Annotated in this window: 18 protein-coding genes and 2 pseudogenes; all 20 read left to right on the plus strand. The window is 37.9% G+C overall.

The genetic code is table 11. The features are described from left to right. Positions 1-98 precede the first annotated feature (98 nt). The 20 genes and pseudogenes from A3835_02370 (at position 99) to A3835_02465 (ending at position 15919) form a co-directional block, all read left to right on the plus strand. Complete coding sequence (locus A3835_02370; GenBank protein ORI08417.1) at positions 99-692, plus strand: LemA family protein; 594 nt, start codon at positions 99-101, stop codon at positions 690-692. Continuing rightward, a complete protein-coding gene (locus A3835_02375; GenBank protein ORI08418.1) occupies positions 689-1546 on the plus strand; it encodes a hypothetical protein in 858 nt (285 codons plus the stop codon). The genes A3835_02370 and A3835_02375 overlap by 4 nt, the downstream gene beginning before the upstream one ends. Positions 1547-1612: 66 nt before the next feature. Next, positions 1613-2293: an ABC transporter substrate-binding protein gene (locus A3835_02380; GenBank protein ORI08419.1), complete on the plus strand. Its 681-nt coding sequence runs from the start codon at positions 1613-1615 to the stop codon at positions 2291-2293. Then, positions 2274-2795, plus strand: coding sequence for a hypothetical protein (locus A3835_02385; protein ID ORI08420.1), 522 nt, complete (start codon positions 2274-2276; stop codon positions 2793-2795). Before A3835_02380 ends, A3835_02385 begins: the two co-directional genes overlap by 20 nt. Before the next feature lie 23 nt (positions 2796-2818). Continuing rightward, complete coding sequence (locus tag A3835_02390; protein ID ORI08421.1) at positions 2819-3196, plus strand: hypothetical protein; 378 nt, start codon at positions 2819-2821, stop codon at positions 3194-3196. Beyond that, positions 3183-4349: a beta-ACP synthase gene (locus tag A3835_02395; protein ORI08422.1), complete on the plus strand. Its 1167-nt coding sequence runs from the start codon at positions 3183-3185 to the stop codon at positions 4347-4349. Before A3835_02390 ends, A3835_02395 begins: the two co-directional genes overlap by 14 nt. Beyond that, a pseudogene (locus A3835_02400) lies at positions 4346-4787 on the plus strand (thioester dehydrase). The gene A3835_02395 and the pseudogene A3835_02400 overlap by 4 nt, the downstream one beginning before the upstream one ends. Beyond that, positions 4780-5499: a 3-oxoacyl-[acyl-carrier-protein] reductase gene (fabG, locus tag A3835_02405; GenBank protein ORI08423.1), complete on the plus strand. Its 720-nt coding sequence runs from the start codon at positions 4780-4782 to the stop codon at positions 5497-5499. The pseudogene A3835_02400 and the gene fabG overlap by 8 nt, the downstream one beginning before the upstream one ends. Beyond that, positions 5499-6752 carry a beta-ketoacyl-ACP synthase II gene (locus A3835_02410; GenBank protein ID ORI08752.1) on the plus strand — a complete coding sequence of 418 codons (1254 nt, stop codon included), beginning with the start codon at positions 5499-5501 and terminating at the stop codon, positions 6750-6752. Before fabG ends, A3835_02410 begins: the two co-directional genes overlap by 1 nt. 11 nt (positions 6753-6763) lie before the next feature. Further along, positions 6764-7180 (plus strand): excinuclease ABC subunit A, encoded by a 417-nt coding sequence (locus A3835_02415; GenBank protein ID ORI08424.1) that lies wholly within the window; start codon positions 6764-6766, stop codon positions 7178-7180. Continuing rightward, entirely contained in the window at positions 7180-7848 is a 669-nt protein-coding gene (locus A3835_02420; GenBank protein ID ORI08425.1) for a beta-ketoacyl synthase, read from the plus strand. Before A3835_02415 ends, A3835_02420 begins: the two co-directional genes overlap by 1 nt. After that, a complete protein-coding gene (locus A3835_02425) occupies positions 7838-8584 on the plus strand; it encodes an acyl-phosphate glycerol 3-phosphate acyltransferase (GenBank protein ID ORI08426.1) in 747 nt (248 codons plus the stop codon). The genes A3835_02420 and A3835_02425 overlap by 11 nt, the downstream gene beginning before the upstream one ends. Next, complete coding sequence (locus A3835_02430; protein ORI08427.1) at positions 8568-8825, plus strand: acyl carrier protein; 258 nt, start codon at positions 8568-8570, stop codon at positions 8823-8825. Before A3835_02425 ends, A3835_02430 begins: the two co-directional genes overlap by 17 nt. Positions 8826-8827: 2 nt before the next feature. Then, the gene (locus tag A3835_02435) at positions 8828-9073 is read left to right on the plus strand and encodes an acyl carrier protein (GenBank protein ID ORI08428.1); all 246 of its coding nucleotides are present in this window, start codon (positions 8828-8830) and stop codon (positions 9071-9073) included. Then, positions 9063-9608 carry a DNA gyrase subunit B gene (locus A3835_02440; protein ID ORI08429.1) on the plus strand — a complete coding sequence of 182 codons (546 nt, stop codon included), beginning with the start codon at positions 9063-9065 and terminating at the stop codon, positions 9606-9608. Before A3835_02435 ends, A3835_02440 begins: the two co-directional genes overlap by 11 nt. Further along, positions 9598-11154, plus strand: a complete 1557-nt coding sequence (locus A3835_02445; protein ORI08430.1) for a 3-phosphoshikimate 1-carboxyvinyltransferase — start codon at positions 9598-9600, stop codon at positions 11152-11154. The genes A3835_02440 and A3835_02445 overlap by 11 nt, the downstream gene beginning before the upstream one ends. Further along, positions 11151-12760 (plus strand): annotated as a pseudogene (locus A3835_02450) (glycosyl transferase family 2). The gene A3835_02445 and the pseudogene A3835_02450 overlap by 4 nt, the downstream one beginning before the upstream one ends. A gap of 2 nt (positions 12761-12762) precedes the next feature. Then, entirely contained in the window at positions 12763-13185 is a 423-nt protein-coding gene (locus tag A3835_02455) for a 4-hydroxybenzoyl-CoA thioesterase (GenBank protein ORI08431.1), read from the plus strand. After that, entirely contained in the window at positions 13182-13700 is a 519-nt protein-coding gene (locus tag A3835_02460; protein ID ORI08432.1) for a hypothetical protein, read from the plus strand. The genes A3835_02455 and A3835_02460 overlap by 4 nt, the downstream gene beginning before the upstream one ends. Then, positions 13697-15919: a hypothetical protein gene (locus A3835_02465; protein ORI08433.1), complete on the plus strand. Its 2223-nt coding sequence runs from the start codon at positions 13697-13699 to the stop codon at positions 15917-15919. Before A3835_02460 ends, A3835_02465 begins: the two co-directional genes overlap by 4 nt. Positions 15920-15945: the final 26 nt, after the last annotated feature.

Here is a 15945-nt window from a genome sequence, read left to right on the forward strand (position 1 = left end):
TTTACGCCCACTTCTACTCTTTCTCGTTAAAATTTAACTCCTTTTGCTTCATTTTTAAGCCTTATTTTACTAACATCACCCCTTTTAAAGGAGAAAATATGAAAAATTTAATAGCCGTTATTATAGTTATTGCTGCACTTGCTTTTGGTGCTTTTAAGTATATAAATTCATTTGTTGCACTTGATGAAAATGTAAATGCAAAGTGGTCGCAGGTGTTAAATCAATATAAAAGAAGAGCCGAGCTTGTGCCAAATTTGGTTGAAACTGTAAAAGGCTACGCAGCTCATGAGCAAAAAATTTTTGAAGATGTGGCAAATGCTAGAAGCAAGAGCATGCAAGTAAGCGTTGATGCAAGTGGTCTTAGCGATGAAGCTAAGATGAAAGAATTTATGACAGCACAAAGCTCGTTTGGCTTGGCGCTTGGCAGGCTTATGGCAGTTAGTGAGAACTACCCAGAGCTAAAAGCAAATCAAAATTTCTTATCTCTTCAGAGCCAGCTTGAAGGTACGCAAAACCGCATAAGCGTGGCAATGCATGATTATATCGAAGCTGTAAAAGAGTATAACGTAGCCCTTAGAAGCTTTCCAAATAAATTTATAGCAAGTGCTTTTTATCCTGAGCTAAAGCCAAAACAAAATCTTGAAATAAGCAACGAAGAGAAGATAAATCCAAAAGTTTCATTTGAGAAATGATGAAGAAAATTTTTGCTCTTTTATTTTTTACATTTTGCTTTTGTTTTGCCATAAATTTTAACGAGCAGATAAGTGATGAGGCTCAAATTTTCTCTAAAAATGAGAAAGCTGAGCTTTTAAGCTTGGTGCAAAATTATGAGCAAAATAGTACGACGCAAATTGCTATCGTGACGCTTAAATCACTAGAAAATAAAAGCATAGAAGATATCTCTCTTGAGGTAGCTAGAGGCTACAAGCTGGGACAAAAACAAAGCAGTAATGGAGTGCTTTTAATAATCACTCCAAACGAGAGAAAAGTACGTATAGAAGTTGGTTATGGGCTTGAAGGTGTGCTAACTGACGCTATATCAAGCCAGATCATAAATGATGTGATAGTGCCTAAATTTAAGCAAGGAGATATGGGCGGTGGCGTGATAGATGGCATAAGAGCCATCATAAAAGTGGCTAGTGGCGAAGAATTTGAAAGTGCGAGTGAAGATGAAGAGATACCGTTTGGAATAGTTGCCTTTTTTGCTGGCATGATCTCGTGTTTTGTCTCTGGCTTTTTAGGTAAATTTTTTATGAGAATTGGCTTTAGTGCGTGTTTTGCAGGGCTGATATCTACGGTATTTGAGCAATTTTTTGGCGTGCAAAATTACTTCATTGTCTTTGCCATTATGTTTGTAATATTTTTTATTATTTTAAAAAATGCCTTTAAAAAAAATGCTCAAAGCAAAAATACACACAGTGACTTTAGGCGCGATAGATCAGACTCAAATAGCAGTGGCAACGGCCATTCAAGCAGTTCAAGAGGTGGTGGCTTTAGTGGCGGCGGAGGCGGTTTTGGCGGAGGTGGAGCAAGTGGCAGTTGGTAAAATTTCATCAAAGATTGGCTTGTAAAGCTTAAATCCTTTAAAATATATAAAAACTTAGGAGCAAAGATGCTAGCTGGCGAGCTACTTAAAAGCCATTTTGCTAAATTTGATCTAGTGGCGGTGCTTAGTAAATTTTTAGAGCAAAGTCATTTTGATAAAGAAAAATTTGATCTGCTTAAACAAAATAACTTTAAAATTTTAGATAAAAATATAAAGCAAGAGATAGTTGGGACTGCTAGTTTTAAAGAGTTTTTTGACGATAAATTTCAGAGCTTTTTATGCGAGCTTATGCAAAGTAAAGTTTTAATTGTTTCTGGCAAAGAGTATAAATTTAGTGAGCTTGAAATTTATACTTGTTTTGATGCAAATACCTACAAAAGGCAGTGTGAGGCAGGAGAGATTTACTTTCACAACTTTGGCTTTGACATATCTTTTAAAAGCGAGCCATCGCTTTATGGTGGCGTTTTAGTAAGAAGCCTAAAGTCCTTAAACGGGCAAAATTTTATCTTTGGGCCAAGAAAATGTGCCTTGCATATCTTAAATAGCAAAATGAGCAATTTAAACTTTGATCTAAAAGAGGCTGATTTTAGAAAAGATGAGATCACTTTTGCGCCACGTATTAGATCATTTGGCGATGAAAACCAGCAAAAAAATGATTGTCTTAGAGCATTTACTGCCGAGTTTGAAAAAGCCTTAGAGTGCGATGAAAATTATAAAAAGAGATTAAATGCCTATAAAAAGGGGTGAAATTCATCTTTTTATCAGCTTTTGCGGTGAGAAATTTAGCTCAAAAATGCTAAATAAAAAAGATCGCAGAAGAGTAAAAAAATACCCAAATTTAATAAAACAAAACTCGTTTAAAGTATCTCGCTACTTAAAATTTAAAGCAAAGATACGAGGTAAAATCTGTCTTTCTCATAAAGAAAATATCGCGGTTTTGGCCATTTCAAAAGAAAAGATCGGAGTTGATGTAGAAGAGCTAAAAGAGCGAAATTTTAACTCAGTAGCTAGCTTTTGCTTCACAAAAGATGAGAGCAAAATTTTAGCAAACGCAAAAGATAAAATGAAAAAATTTTATGAAATTTATACTGCAAAAGAGGCAATTTTAAAGCTTAAAAATTTATCGTTTAGCGATCTTGGTACTACCAGCTACGATGAAATGGCAAAAAAATACTTAATTATTAATAATTCATTTATTATTTGCCTTGCATTTAAGCAATGCAAAGATATAATTATTAAACTTTTGTAATTTTTAATATTAAAAGGTAAAGATTGCTTATAAAAAAAATAGTCATAATCCTTGCTATTTCGCTTTTTGCTCTTGGATGCGCAAATAAATTTGATACGCCGCAGATAGCAGATTTTGGCTTGAAAACATTTAAGATAAGCTCATCAAAAGGTCTACTTTTGCTTTATGTACAAAATAGCGAGAACGAGTATAAATTTAGCCTTGTAAATGCACTTGGTGCGCCAGAAGCTAGGCGAGTTTTAAAAGATGGCAGCTTTAAAAATTTAGGTTTTTTGCCACCAAATAGCACCTATAATAAACTTTTTATAAAAGTACTAGAGATGATAAAAGATGAAAAAAAAGAGCAAAAATTTATGATAGGCGATCAATATTATGAGGTAGAAAGTGTTGATCTACGTTAGCAAACCAGCCATTATCAGTGCCGCAGGGAGTAGCAGTAATGAGAATTTGAGCTCGCTTTTAAGTGGAAAGAGATTTCTAAGCTTAAGCAGTGAGTTTCATCCCGAGAATAAATTTTTAGTTGCGAAATTTGATAAGGCGCTGCCAGAGTTTGCCAAGAACACAAAAGAACACTTCAAAACAAGAACCAATGCTTTGCTTCTAAACACGCTTCTTGAGCTTGACGATGAGATAAAAAAGGCTATCAAAAAATTTGGTAAGAGCCGTGTAGGTGTTATTTTAGGCACTACAACGAGTGGAATTGAAGAAAATTTTTGGACTTTTAAAGAGTATATAAGAACTGAAATTTTTGATAAAAGTAAGTTTGGTATAGACAGAAACTGTCTTGCAAATGTGAGCGAATTTGTGAGTGATTTTTATGGATTAGAGGGGCCAAGCTTTTGCGTATCGACTGCCTGTACTTCTGGAGTTAAGGCGATTATTGAAGCACAAAGACTAATAAAAAGCGATATTTGCGATGCGGTTATATGCGGCGGTGTTGATAGTTTAAACACCTTAACCATAAATGGCTTTAATTCACTTAGCATTTTAAGTCAAAAACCAAGCGAACCCTTTTCTAAAAATAGAGAGGGTATAAATATCGGCGAGGGAGCTGGGCTGTTTTTGCTGAGCCATGATGAAATTTCAAACGTCACGGTCGCTGGCTCGGCCTCAAACTGCGACGCTTTTCATATGACTCAGCCTGATTTTAATGCCAAAATGGCAATTTCTTGTATAGAAGAAGCTTTAAAAAAAGCTGGCATAGACGGCGTGGACTATGTAAATTTGCATGGCACTGGCACGCAAGCAAATGACAAAATGGAAGCAAAAGCTGTAAATTTAACGCTTGGCTCCGCATATACTAGCTCACTAAAGCCACAGATCGGACACACACTTGGGGCTGCTGGAGCCATCGAGAGCGCCATTTGCGTTATGCTTTGCATGGGGGAAAATAGCCTCTTGCCACCACACGTTTATGACGGAGTGTATGACGAGAGTTTGGAAGCTATAAATTTAGTAAAAAGCGGCACGAAATTTGACGTAAAAACGGCGATGTCGCTATCTTTTGCCTTTGGCGGAGACAACGCCGCGATAATATTTAAAAGAGTGAGATGATGATAAGTGATTATTTGCCGCACAGCAGTACCATAACCCTGATCGATAAAATTTTAGAATTTACGCCTTGTGAGAGTATCAAAGTAAGAAGCGTGATAAATGATCAAAATCCATTTTTAGAAGATGGTAAATTTCATACGCAAAAGGCGATCGAGATGATGGCTCAAAGCTAGGGATCTACGATTCAAAGATGCGTGAGCTACGCGGTGAGAAGGCGATATTTGGCTTTTTGCTTGGAAGTAGGAAATTTGAAATTTTTAAGCCGTATTTTAAAGTGGGCGATGAGATAGTGATCATCTCAAACTGCTCGATTCAAGACGAGAGTGGTTTTGGCGTTTATGATAGTGAACTTTTTGTAAACGGCGAGCTTGGCGCAAGGGCGGTTTTAAATGTGATGAGCCTGATGAAGAATTTGTAAAAAAGGTACTTAGTGAGTAAGAGAGTATTGATAACTGGATCAAGCAGAGGCATAGGAGCTAGCATAGCTAGGCGCCTTGCTGGCGAGTACGAAGTGGTGCTTCACGCAAGAAGCAAGAGCGATGAGCTTTTAAAGATGGCTTGTGAGCTTGGGGTTAAATTTTTGATATTTGACGTGGCTGACACCGCTGCAGCAAAAGAGGCGATAGAGGCCGACATGGAGGCAAATGGCGTTTATTATGGCGTTGTACTAAACGCTGGCATAACAAGAGATAACACTTTTGTGGGGCTGAGCGATGAAGAGTGGTTTGATGTGATAGATGTAAATTTAAATGGCTTTTATAACGTGCTAAGACCAGCGCTAATGCCCATGATAAGAGCTAGAAAGCCAGCTCGCATCGTTACTTTAAGCTCAGTTTCTGGAGTCATTGGTAACAGAGGTCAGGTAAACTACTCAGCTAGCAAGGCCGGCATCATAGGTGCTAGCAAAGCCCTCGCGGTCGAGCTTGCAAGTAGAGGCATAACGGTAAACTGTGTAGCACCTGGGCTTATAAAAACAGATATGAGCGAGGAAATTTTAAATAGCGACTTTTTAGACGAGGTGCTAAAGGCCATACCTGCAAAAAGAGCTGGCGAGGCCAGCGAGGTGGCAGGACTTGTTAAATTTCTACTAAGCAGTGATGCTAGCTATATCACAAGGCAGGTTATCGGCGTAAATGGAGGACTTTGCTAATGCGTGTATTTGTCACAGGTATCGGCGCAGTCAGTGCTTTTGGCAACAGCTGGGAGGAGATGAGAGCTAAATTTCTTGAGGGTAAAAACGCCATGAGATATATGAGCGAGTGGGAGGGTTATAAGGACCTAAACACGCGCCTAGCAGCACCTATCATAGACTACAAGCATCCACAGGAGTGGGACAGAAAACAGCTAAGAAGTCTTGGCAAGGTCTCGTGTTATAGCGTACATGCGGCCGGACTTGCTTTAAAAGACGCTGGCTTGCTAAATGGAGAAGAGTTGCAAGCTGCAAATTTGGACCCAAGTGTGCAAGATGGCAGGATGGGTGTAGCTAGTGGCTCAAGTACTGGCAGTACAGACTCTATTCTTGATATGGCAAAGCTAGTTTTGGACATGGATAGCGGCTTTAACGCAAATACCTACATAAAAATGATGCCTCACACCACAGCGGCAAATATCGCGCTATTTTACTTGCTAAAAGGACGTATAATCCCGACGTCATCGGCCTGCACAAGTGGTTCGCACGCCATTGGCTACGCATACGAGAGCATAAAAAATGGCAGCATAGATATGATGCTAGCTGGTGGAGCTGAGGAGCTTTGCGTGAGCGAGGCATACGTCTTTGACAAGCTTTACGCGACTAGTGTCAAAAATAGCACGCCAAATTTGACCCCAACGCCATTTGAAAAAGATAGAGATGGCTTGGTGCTTGGCGAGGGAGCTGGATTTTTAGTGCTTGAAAGCGAAGAGAGTACCTTAAAAAGAGGAGCTAAAATTTACGCTGAGGTTGTTGGTTTTGGCTCGACGTGTGACGGTACGCACATCACTAGACCACAAAGCGCTACGATGAAAGCAGCGATGAGCCTAGCGCTTCGTGACGCAAAGCTAGAGCCAAAAAGCATAGGTTACGTAAATGCTCATGCGACTGCGACAAAACATGGCGACATAGCCGAGAGTATCGCTACAAATGAGCTTTTTGGAGAGGATATCGCCATTAGCTCGCTTAAAAGCTATCTTGGTCATACGCTTGGCGCTTGTGGCGGACTGGAGGCGATCGCCTCTATCATGATGATGAGAGAAGAGCTATTTTTCCCAACTATAAATTTAAACGTGATCGATCCCGAGTGTGCAAATCTAAACTATTTAAAAGAGCCAACTCCGATAAAAACGGACTTTGTGATGAGCAATAACTTTGCATTTGGTGGTGTAAATACATCTTTGATATTTAAAAGAGTTAAAAACATTTTTTAAAAAGGATAAACATGAAAAAATTAGTTTTATTAGTTGCCATTTTGGCGTTTGCTACAAGTCTTAATGCAAGAGATGATGTGAAATATCACTCACTTGACTTCCTAAATGGCCCAAAAGCTAAAAATTTCTTACTTCCAAATGTAAGTATCAGTTTTGGCACAGGCTATAGCGGACAGGTGATTGTAAAAGATCTAACATCTAATAAAAAGACAAATGGTTTTAATAAAAGTGATGAAGAGGCATGCCAAATCGCACTTCTTTCAGCCTTAAAGACTTTCCAAGAAAGAGCATTAAAAGAAGGTGGCACTAAGGTTGTAAATTTAACCGGCTACTACAAAAAGCATCCATTTAATTCAAAAACTCAGTTCCAGTGTGGAAGTGGTGCTTTGATGTCTGGTGTTACTCTAAAAGGTGATATCGCGAAATAATGAAATTTCAAGTTGATTTTTTTGACGCGATAGCTTATGGTGATGTCGGCGAGAAACTAGCTAGATACAAAAAAGAATTTGATCTAGCAAAAATTCCACCCATACAAAGAAGAAGGCTAAGTAGTGCTGCAAAGTGCGCTTTTAGCTTGCTTTGTGGTTTTGATAAGCTTGATATGCCAGTTATTTTTAGCTCATATGAAGGAGAGATAAATCGCTGCTTTGAGCTAGAGACTACGCTGGCAAAGGCTGAGCCAGTTTCGCCTACTTCGTTTTCACTTTCTGTGCATAACGCTATCTCGTCGCTTCTTAGTATAGAGGCTAAAAATCACAATGAAATTCTTGCCATATCTTCATTTAGCCCAGTCGAAGATGCCTTGCAAGCTGCATTTTTAAGACTAAATGACGGATATGAAAAGGTGCTAATACTTGCCTATCATGAGTCGATAAGGCAGAGTTATTTTGATGAGAAAAAGCCATCATTTATGATTGCTCTTGTTGTCTCAAGGGCAAAAAATGAGAGGGTTTTAACTCTAAAAAGAGCTAAAAAAGAAAAAGAAATTTGCGGGAATTTATTAAAAAGTTTTATTGTAAATTTTGATCCAAAAATATCAAAAAACTGGCAAAGTTGTAGTTATTCTTCATCTTGGAATTTTAGCTATGAGCCTTAAAATTTTAAGAGCTGGATTTTTATTTTTCCTTTTTGCAATCATTTGCATAAGCGGGGATTTACTGCTTGTGCCAGCGGTACTTTTGGGGCTAAATAAATTTAAATTTATACAAAATTTATGCCGTGATCTAGTTAGAATTTCTTGGGGATTTTTTATAAAAGTTACTAGAATTTGTGGGTGTTTGGACTATAAATTTGAGCTTAGCGAGCTAAATTGCGGATCAAATTTAGTCATAGCAAATCACCCTTCGCTTCTTGATGTGGTCTTTTTAGTTTCAAAATTTAAAAGGATAAACTGCATCGTAAAGGGCGAGCTTAGCAAAAATATATTTTTATTTGCGGCTATTAAGGCTTGCAACTATATACCAAACACAAATAACGAGGAATTTTTACAAAAAAGCGTAGATGTTTTAAAAAGTGGTGAAAATTTATTAATTTTCCCAGAAGGCACACGTACGAAAGATGAAATTATTTTTCATAAGGCAGCTGCTTACATAGGTGTAAAAGGCGCTAAAAATATTGTATGTATTGGCATCAATATGCACCCAAGAAGTCTTAGAAAAAATGAACCATGGTATAAAACGCCAGATGAAAAGATAAAATATCATTTTAAAGAGATGAAAAATTTTAATGTTGATATATTTTTAAAGGATAGGCCAAGTCCGGTAAGGGCTAGGGCATTACACGAAGAGATAAGTAAAATTTATAAGGAGGAATTTGGTGAAAGAGCTAGTTAATGAGATAAAAGAGTTGATCATCACAAGCTTAAATTTAGAGGATATGAAGCCAAGCGATATTGATGAGAATGCGCCACTTTTTAATGATGGTCTTGGGCTTGATAGCGTTGATGCTTTAGAGCTTGGGCTTGCGGTGCAGAAAAAATATGGCCTCGTGCTTGACTCAAAGAGTGCAAATCTAAAAGAAATATTTTTTAGCGTATCTTCTCTTGCAAAATACATTTACGAAAATAGGAAATAACGATGAGTGAAAGAGAAATTTTTGAAATTTTAAAGAAAGCCTTGATCGATCTTTTTGAGATAGATGAGAGCAAGATAAAGCCAGAGACTAGGATATATGAGGATTTGCAGATTGATAGCATTGACGCTATTGATATGATTGATTACATCAAACGTCAAACCGGACATAGGCTGATGCCAGAGGATTTTAAAAACGTAAAAACGCTTGATGATATTGTAAAAGCCGTAGCAAAGAAATTTGAAGCATAAAATAGTAAACCTAGTTCTAATTTTAGTAAGCATCGCTTACCCTTTAGTGCTATTTTTTTGGCAAGAGAATGCAGCCTTTATCTTTTGTGTACTATGTGCTCTTTGGTGGGCGAGGTGGTATTTTGAAAGTAGCAATATGAGGCAGGTCTGCTTAGCGGCTGGCTTGTTTTTTGCCATCTGCGCTATCTTTAGAAGTGTAAATTTAGCGCTTTTGTACCCAAGTATCGTAAGTATTGGCTTTTTGGCATTATTTTTTTATAGCTTAAGGGGTGAGGCGGTAATAACTAGGCTTGCTAGGCTAAAAGAGAAAAATATCGACGAAAAGGTTGTTAGCTACACAAGGGGGCTAACTAAAATTTGGTGCTTATTTTTTATATTTAATGCGGTTTTAGCATTTGTTTTATCGTGTTTTGAAAATAAATTTTATTGGAGTATTTACTGCTCCTTTATCTCTTATATTTTGATGGGGTTTTTGTTTTTTGGAGAAATTTTATATCGTAAAGTTTTTATTTTAAAGAGGAAAAATGGAGTTTGAAAATAGTCTAAAAGACTTTAAATTTATTGATATTGATAAAAATTTATACTCACAAGTTGTTATTTTTGGGGCAAATTTAAAAGAGTATGGCCCAAGTGAGGTAGAGATCTATCTAAGCGAAACTTTTGACTTTTGTGTAGCTTTTTTTGGAGCACTTGCGATCGGCGTGAGACCGATTTTGCTTGCAAAGCCTATTTTTAGTAGTGATAAATTTAATATCAATGATGAAAATTTCAAGAATTTTTTGGTTCCAGTCAGAAATATAGAGCCAAAATTTGATATAAACTCTACTTTTTTTCTTCAGACTTCGGGCTCGACTGGAAATAGCAAAAATATCCAAAAAAGACTTGGTGCGATGATAGAAGAAGGGCTATTTTTAAAAGAAGAACTTGGATTTAATGAAAGTGATACATTTTTTTCAAGCGTTTCGCATCAGCATATGTTTGGCCTTACTTTTAAGGTATTTTTGCCCATCATCTCTGGTGCAAGGGCTGTTAGCAAGGAGCTAAATTACCCGGAGGCGATCTTTGAGCTAGAGCTTGAAAATTTAAGTTTCATAACAAGTCCGGTTTTGCTTCAAACGCTAATTTCTAGCCCAAGAGCAGCTGAAATTTCAGGGCTAAAAAATATTATCTGTGCCGGCTCGGCCCTAAAGAGTGAGCTAAGAGCTAGCATAGCAAAACTAAGCAGTGCACGCATTATTGACATCTATGGTAGCACCGAAACTGGTGCAGTGGCTAGAAATTTAGGCGATGAACTTTTGCTTTTTAGCAAGGTAAAAGCTGGACTAAGTGAAGATGAAGCATTAAACGTGAGCTCGCCATGGTGCGAGTTTTTCCAGACTAACGACTGGGCGGAGATAAAGGGCAACAGACTCACGCTAAAGGGTAGGATCGATAGGATAGTCAAGCTAAATGACAAAAGGGTCAATCTAATAAGCATCGAAAATAAGATGCTTGAAAGTGGTCTTTTAAAAGACTGCTACTGCGACACGCATCCAAAATTTAAGCGCCTAGCCGCACTTTTGGAGCTTAGCGAAGAGGGCGTGAAGCTCTTTAGAGATAGCGGTAAAAAGGGTGTTGTAGCAAGGTTAAATGAGCTTTTAAGGCCTGAGTTTAAAAATAGTGTTAGGTATTTTAAAATCGTTAGCTCGCTTTGCAAAAACGCTCAAGGGAAATTTCTAAAAGCAAATTTTAAAGGGCTTTTAGAAAAGAGCGAAGGGCCTAGCTGGGATAAAAGTAGCGAAAATGGCATTTATAAATTTAAGACAAAGCTTAGCCCAGCACTTGGCATTTTTACCGAGCATTTTCCAAATTTACCGCTGCTACCTGGCTTTGTGCAGCTTGATTTTGTATTTAAATTTGCAAGAGAGCTTGGCGCAGAAATAGGCGATCAGTGCGTGGTGGAGAATCTGAAATTTTTAAAATTTGTAAGGCCAAATGATGAGCTTTGTATAGAAATTTCGCAAAAAGATGAGAAGGTGTATTTTGAGATATTTTGTAATGGCACTAGAAGCAGCGTTGGCAGGATAAAGCTGGGCTTATGAAGACGCTCTTTCTCATACCATTTTATAACCATCCAGAAAAGATAAAAGCCCTTTGCGAGGCGCTTGCAAGATATAATCTACCCATTTTAATAGTCGATGATGGCTCAAACGAGACTTCAAAAAAGGTACTAGAAAATTTGAGCGAATTTGGTGTAGAAATTTTGACAAGAGCACAAAATGGCGGTAAGGGAGCTGCGCTAAAAGATGGCTTTAGACACGCTGTGCAAAATGGCTACACGCATGCATTTCAGATCGACGCTGACTTTCAGCATGACATAAGTGAAGTGGCTGAGTTTTTGGAGCTTAGCAGAAAGTATCCACACGATATGATCATGCTGATCCCATCTACGGCGAGGATGCGCCAAAGTCGAGGTTTTATGGTAGAAAGATCACAAATTTTTGGGTCAAGGTAAACACCTTAAACACCAACATAAAAGATGCGATGTGTGGCTTTAGAATTTATCCGCTAAAAGAGCTTGAGTGGGCGACCCTTCAAAGTAGCTCAAACAGGATGGAATTTGACATGGAGATCCTAGTAAATGCGGTGAGATCGGGCGTTGGGCTTTGGTGGATAAAGCTAAAAGTGCACTACGAGCCAGGCGGCGTTTCACACTTTAAAATGCTAAAAGATAACGCGCTAATAAGCCTCATGCACGCGAGGTATTTTCTAAATTTAGTCCCATTTTTACTTAGCAAAATAACCAGCAAAGAAAAGTACATCTGGTGGCAAAAGAGTGAGCGTTCAAACGAATTTTTCCTACGAATTAGCCTTTTTATAAGCAAAAATTTACCCATCTTTCTTATAAAACCTATCGTTATGATAGTTGTTTGTTTCTACTACATCTTTTCAAAAAGCGAGAGAGAAAATATAAGAGAATTTCTTCTAAATGTAGAAAAATTTAGTGGTAAAAAACCAGCTACTGGCGTTTTTAGAAATTTTTATGACTTTGGTATAGCTATTTGCGATAAATTTCGTATTTGGCAAAATGGCGTGCTCGAAAATGAACTAGATATTGACGAACTCATGTGGATAAAAGAAGAGTTTGAGGCATCAAAGCGTGGCAGAATTTTACTAACAAGCCATCTAGGAAATGTAGAAATTTGCAAGACACTTTCGCTTAGATCGCCAAGTTTTCGTATGATCATCTTGGTTTATAGCAAGGGAAGTGAGAATTTTTATAAAATTTTAGAGCAGATAAGCAAGGGGCAGATCAGGCTAATAAGCGTAGAAAATCTCGACGCGGCCGCGATGATGCAACTAAAAGAGGCGGTAGATAGTGGTGTGCATATCGGTATCATGGGGGATAGAACCCCGGTAAATGGTGATAAATTTGTCGAAGTGAGCTTCCTTGGCAAGATGGCTAAATTTAATTACGGCCCATACTTGCTAGCTGGCATTTTGGGTGTAAAAATGAGCACACTTTGGTGCGTGAAAAATGGCGATAAATTTAGCATAGAGCTAAGTGACATCGCAGATGAGATAAAACTAGGTCGTGACCGCAAGGCAAGCGTCATGCCATATGTACAAAGCTATGTAAGGCAGCTTGAGGAGCAAGCTTGCAAGAGTCCGTCGCAGTGGTTTAACTTTTTTGATTTTTGGAGATAAATTTGGAAATTTCACACGTTAGCACATTTAAAGTGGCATTTTTTGACGTTGATAGCATGGAGGTGATGTGGCATGGCAACTATGTCAAGTACCTAGAAATGGCACGCTGTGAGCTACTTGACAAGCTAGGGTACAACTACATCGCTATGAAAAAAGATGGTTACGCCTTTCCTATCGTAAAGCTTGACGTAAAATATGTGCGCCCAGCCTTTTTTAACGACGTCATAAAGGTCACTACGACGCTTAGCGAGTGCGAAACATTTTTGAAATTTCACTACCTTATAGAAAATGAAAAGGGCGAAAAAATAAGCGAGGCAAATACCGCGCAAGCCGTTATCGAGATGAAGAGCTTGCAAACTTGCTTTGAGATGCCTGAGGCCCTAAAAAACGCACTTGAAGCTTACATAAAAAAGGAAAATATATGAAAAAAATAGTTATTTTTTTGGCCATTTGTATATCTTGCTTTGGATATGAGCTAAGCGAGCTTAAAAATATAGTAAAAACAGATAATGTAAGCGGAAATTTCACGCAGACAAAGAGCCTTGCTGGCTTTAACAAAAGCATAAAAAGCACAGGTGAGTTTAGACTAGAAAATGGTGGTCTTTACTGGGATACTCTAGAGCCAATCAACTCAAAGGTTTTTATAAACAAAGACGGCATTTTTAAAAACGAAAATGGCAAGCTAGAAAAGACGAGCGCAAATTTTGACGAAAAGCTTTTTCTTGCTATCATCAGCCTCGATGAGGGCGAACTTAGGAAAGAATTTGATATAAAAACAAGCGGTAGCCTAAAAGAGTGGAGCATAGAGCTAAGTCCTAAAAATTTACTCTTTAAACAAATTTTTAAATCCATAAAGATAAGTGGCGACGAGGTGGTAAAAAAGATCGAGCTTGATGAGGTAAGCGGTGATAAAACGATAAATGAGTTTAGTATAAAATGAAAAAACTAGCCACGATCTCGGCTTTTATATTTGTTTTTTTAGCCTCGCTTGGATATTCGCTTGCGAGCCTAAAAAACATCCAAACCGACATCTTTTCACTGATAAATTTTAAGGACGCCAAAGAGGCAAAGGTGCTAAAAGAGGTGCAAGATGAGATGGCGTCAAATTTTTTGGTATTGGTAAATTCTAAAGAGCTGGCCAAAAACGTGCAAAACTTAGCGCTTAAAAGCTCGCTTTTTAAGAGCTTTGAGGCGAATATTGACGTAAATTTAAATGATATAAAAAGTGATATAAACCGCTCAAAGATCGCACTTTTAAGTAGGGCTGATTTGGAGCTTTTAAAAAACGATAAAAACGCCTTTTTCAAAAAGCGCGCAGAGGAAATTTTTAATAGCTTTAGGCTTTTAAATGTAAAAGATGATTTTTTCTCACTAAGTAGTGGTTTTAGTGCAAAAAATGGCAATGTGAGCTTAAATTTAGCCGAGCTCATGCTTGAGGTAAAAGACGGAGAAAAGAGCTTTTTCTTGCTAAAAGGTGAGCTAAAAAGTGGCGTGGCAAGCGAGGGGCTAATAAATTTTTATAACGAGCTAAATGCGTTAAAAGTTGGACAAAACGAGCTTTTTGTGCACTCAAGTGCTCTTTATCAGGCATTTTCAAAGCAAAAAAACGAGAGCGAGAGCCTTTATATGAGCGTGACCTCGCTTAGTTTGACCGCTATATTTTTGATGCTTGCTTTTAGAAATTTACGCATTTTTTATGTGATATTTATCGCTGCATTTGGCTTTAGCGTGGCATTTGCAGGCACTTTGCTCTGCCTTGGCGAGCTAAATATCCTAACTATTTTAATAAGCACAAGCCTCATTGGACTTATGTTTGACTATATCTTGCACTGGCTTAGCAAAAACGAGGGCGAAGCTATTAGGACTAGTAGCATAAAAAGCATGCTAAAAATTTTCTTGCTAGGCCTTCTTATCACGCTTAGTGGCTATCTAGCTTTTACGTTTTCTGATCTTAGGTTGCTTAAAGAGGTAGCGCTCTTTTCGGCATTTGCGCTAGTTGGTGCCTTTTTAGCTAGCTACTTTTTTATGCCTTTAGTCTTTGACGGGGTTAAATTTTATAGATCAAAGCTCTTTGATAGGTTTTTAACTAAATTTTGCGAGCTCTCAGACTTGGTCGCAAGGCATTTGGGGGCTAAATTTCTAGCTATTTCTCTTGTTTTACTAGCTATTTTTCTTGGATTTGACCTTAAAAATTTATCAAAAACCGAAAACGTAAAAGACTACTCAAATATGCCAAAGAGCCTGCTAGTGGATTCTTCTTATATCTTAAGTCTAACTGGCAACAACCAAAACACAATGATAGTGACAAGATCTAGCGGCGACATTTTAGGAGGTGAAAAGAGCCTTTTAAACGAGCTAAAAAAGAGAAATTTGATAAAAGATGAGAGCTCACTAAGCGATATATTTTTAAGTAAAAGCGAGCAGGCTGAGCTAAAAGAGGCCTTTAAAAAGGCGCTTGATGATGAGCAAATTTATGTGATTTATGAGAAATTTGGCTTTAGTAAAGATGAGATACGAAGTGAAATTTTAAAGGTTTTGAGCGAAAAAGAGCTTGGCATGAGTGAAATTTTGGCTCTAAAATCAATGAAGGATTTTAAAAAATTTGCCCTTGATGAAAATACTAGCGTAGCTTACGTGAGCGGCTTTGTAGAGGGCTTGACAAGCTATGAGGTGCTAGCTCGCAACAACGCTTTTAGCCTAAATTTTGCTGACTCGCTAAATGAGAACCTAACACAGGCAAAAGAGCTAGCTTTAGAGCTAAAAATAGCAGCGCTTGTGGTCGCGTTTTTACTGCTATGGTTTTACTTTAGTGTGCTTGTTTCGGTACTTGTTATGGGCGTTATCATCTTTGGCGTGCTTCTTATGCTCTTTATCTTCGCCATTTTTGGCGTAAATTTAAGCATTTTTGGTGTCTTTGGACTCATACTTGCAAGTGCTGTGGGGATTGATTACATGATATTTGCGCTAAATGAGAGTCTTAGCGAAAAAGAGCGAATTTATGGGATATTTTGCGCATTTATCACGAGCTTTATTTCCTTTTTTACCCTCTCTTTTAGCCAGACCGCGGCTCTTAGCGTCTTTGGACTAAGTGTTAGCCTTTGCGTGCTGATATACGGGCTATGTGCTAGCGTTTTATCTTGTAAAAATATAAAAATTTAGTTTGATTTTCAGGCCCCAAGCGTTTT

The organism is Campylobacter concisus, from assembly GCA_002092835.1.
GTDB lineage: Bacteria > Campylobacterota > Campylobacteria > Campylobacterales > Campylobacteraceae > Campylobacter_A > Campylobacter_A concisus_K.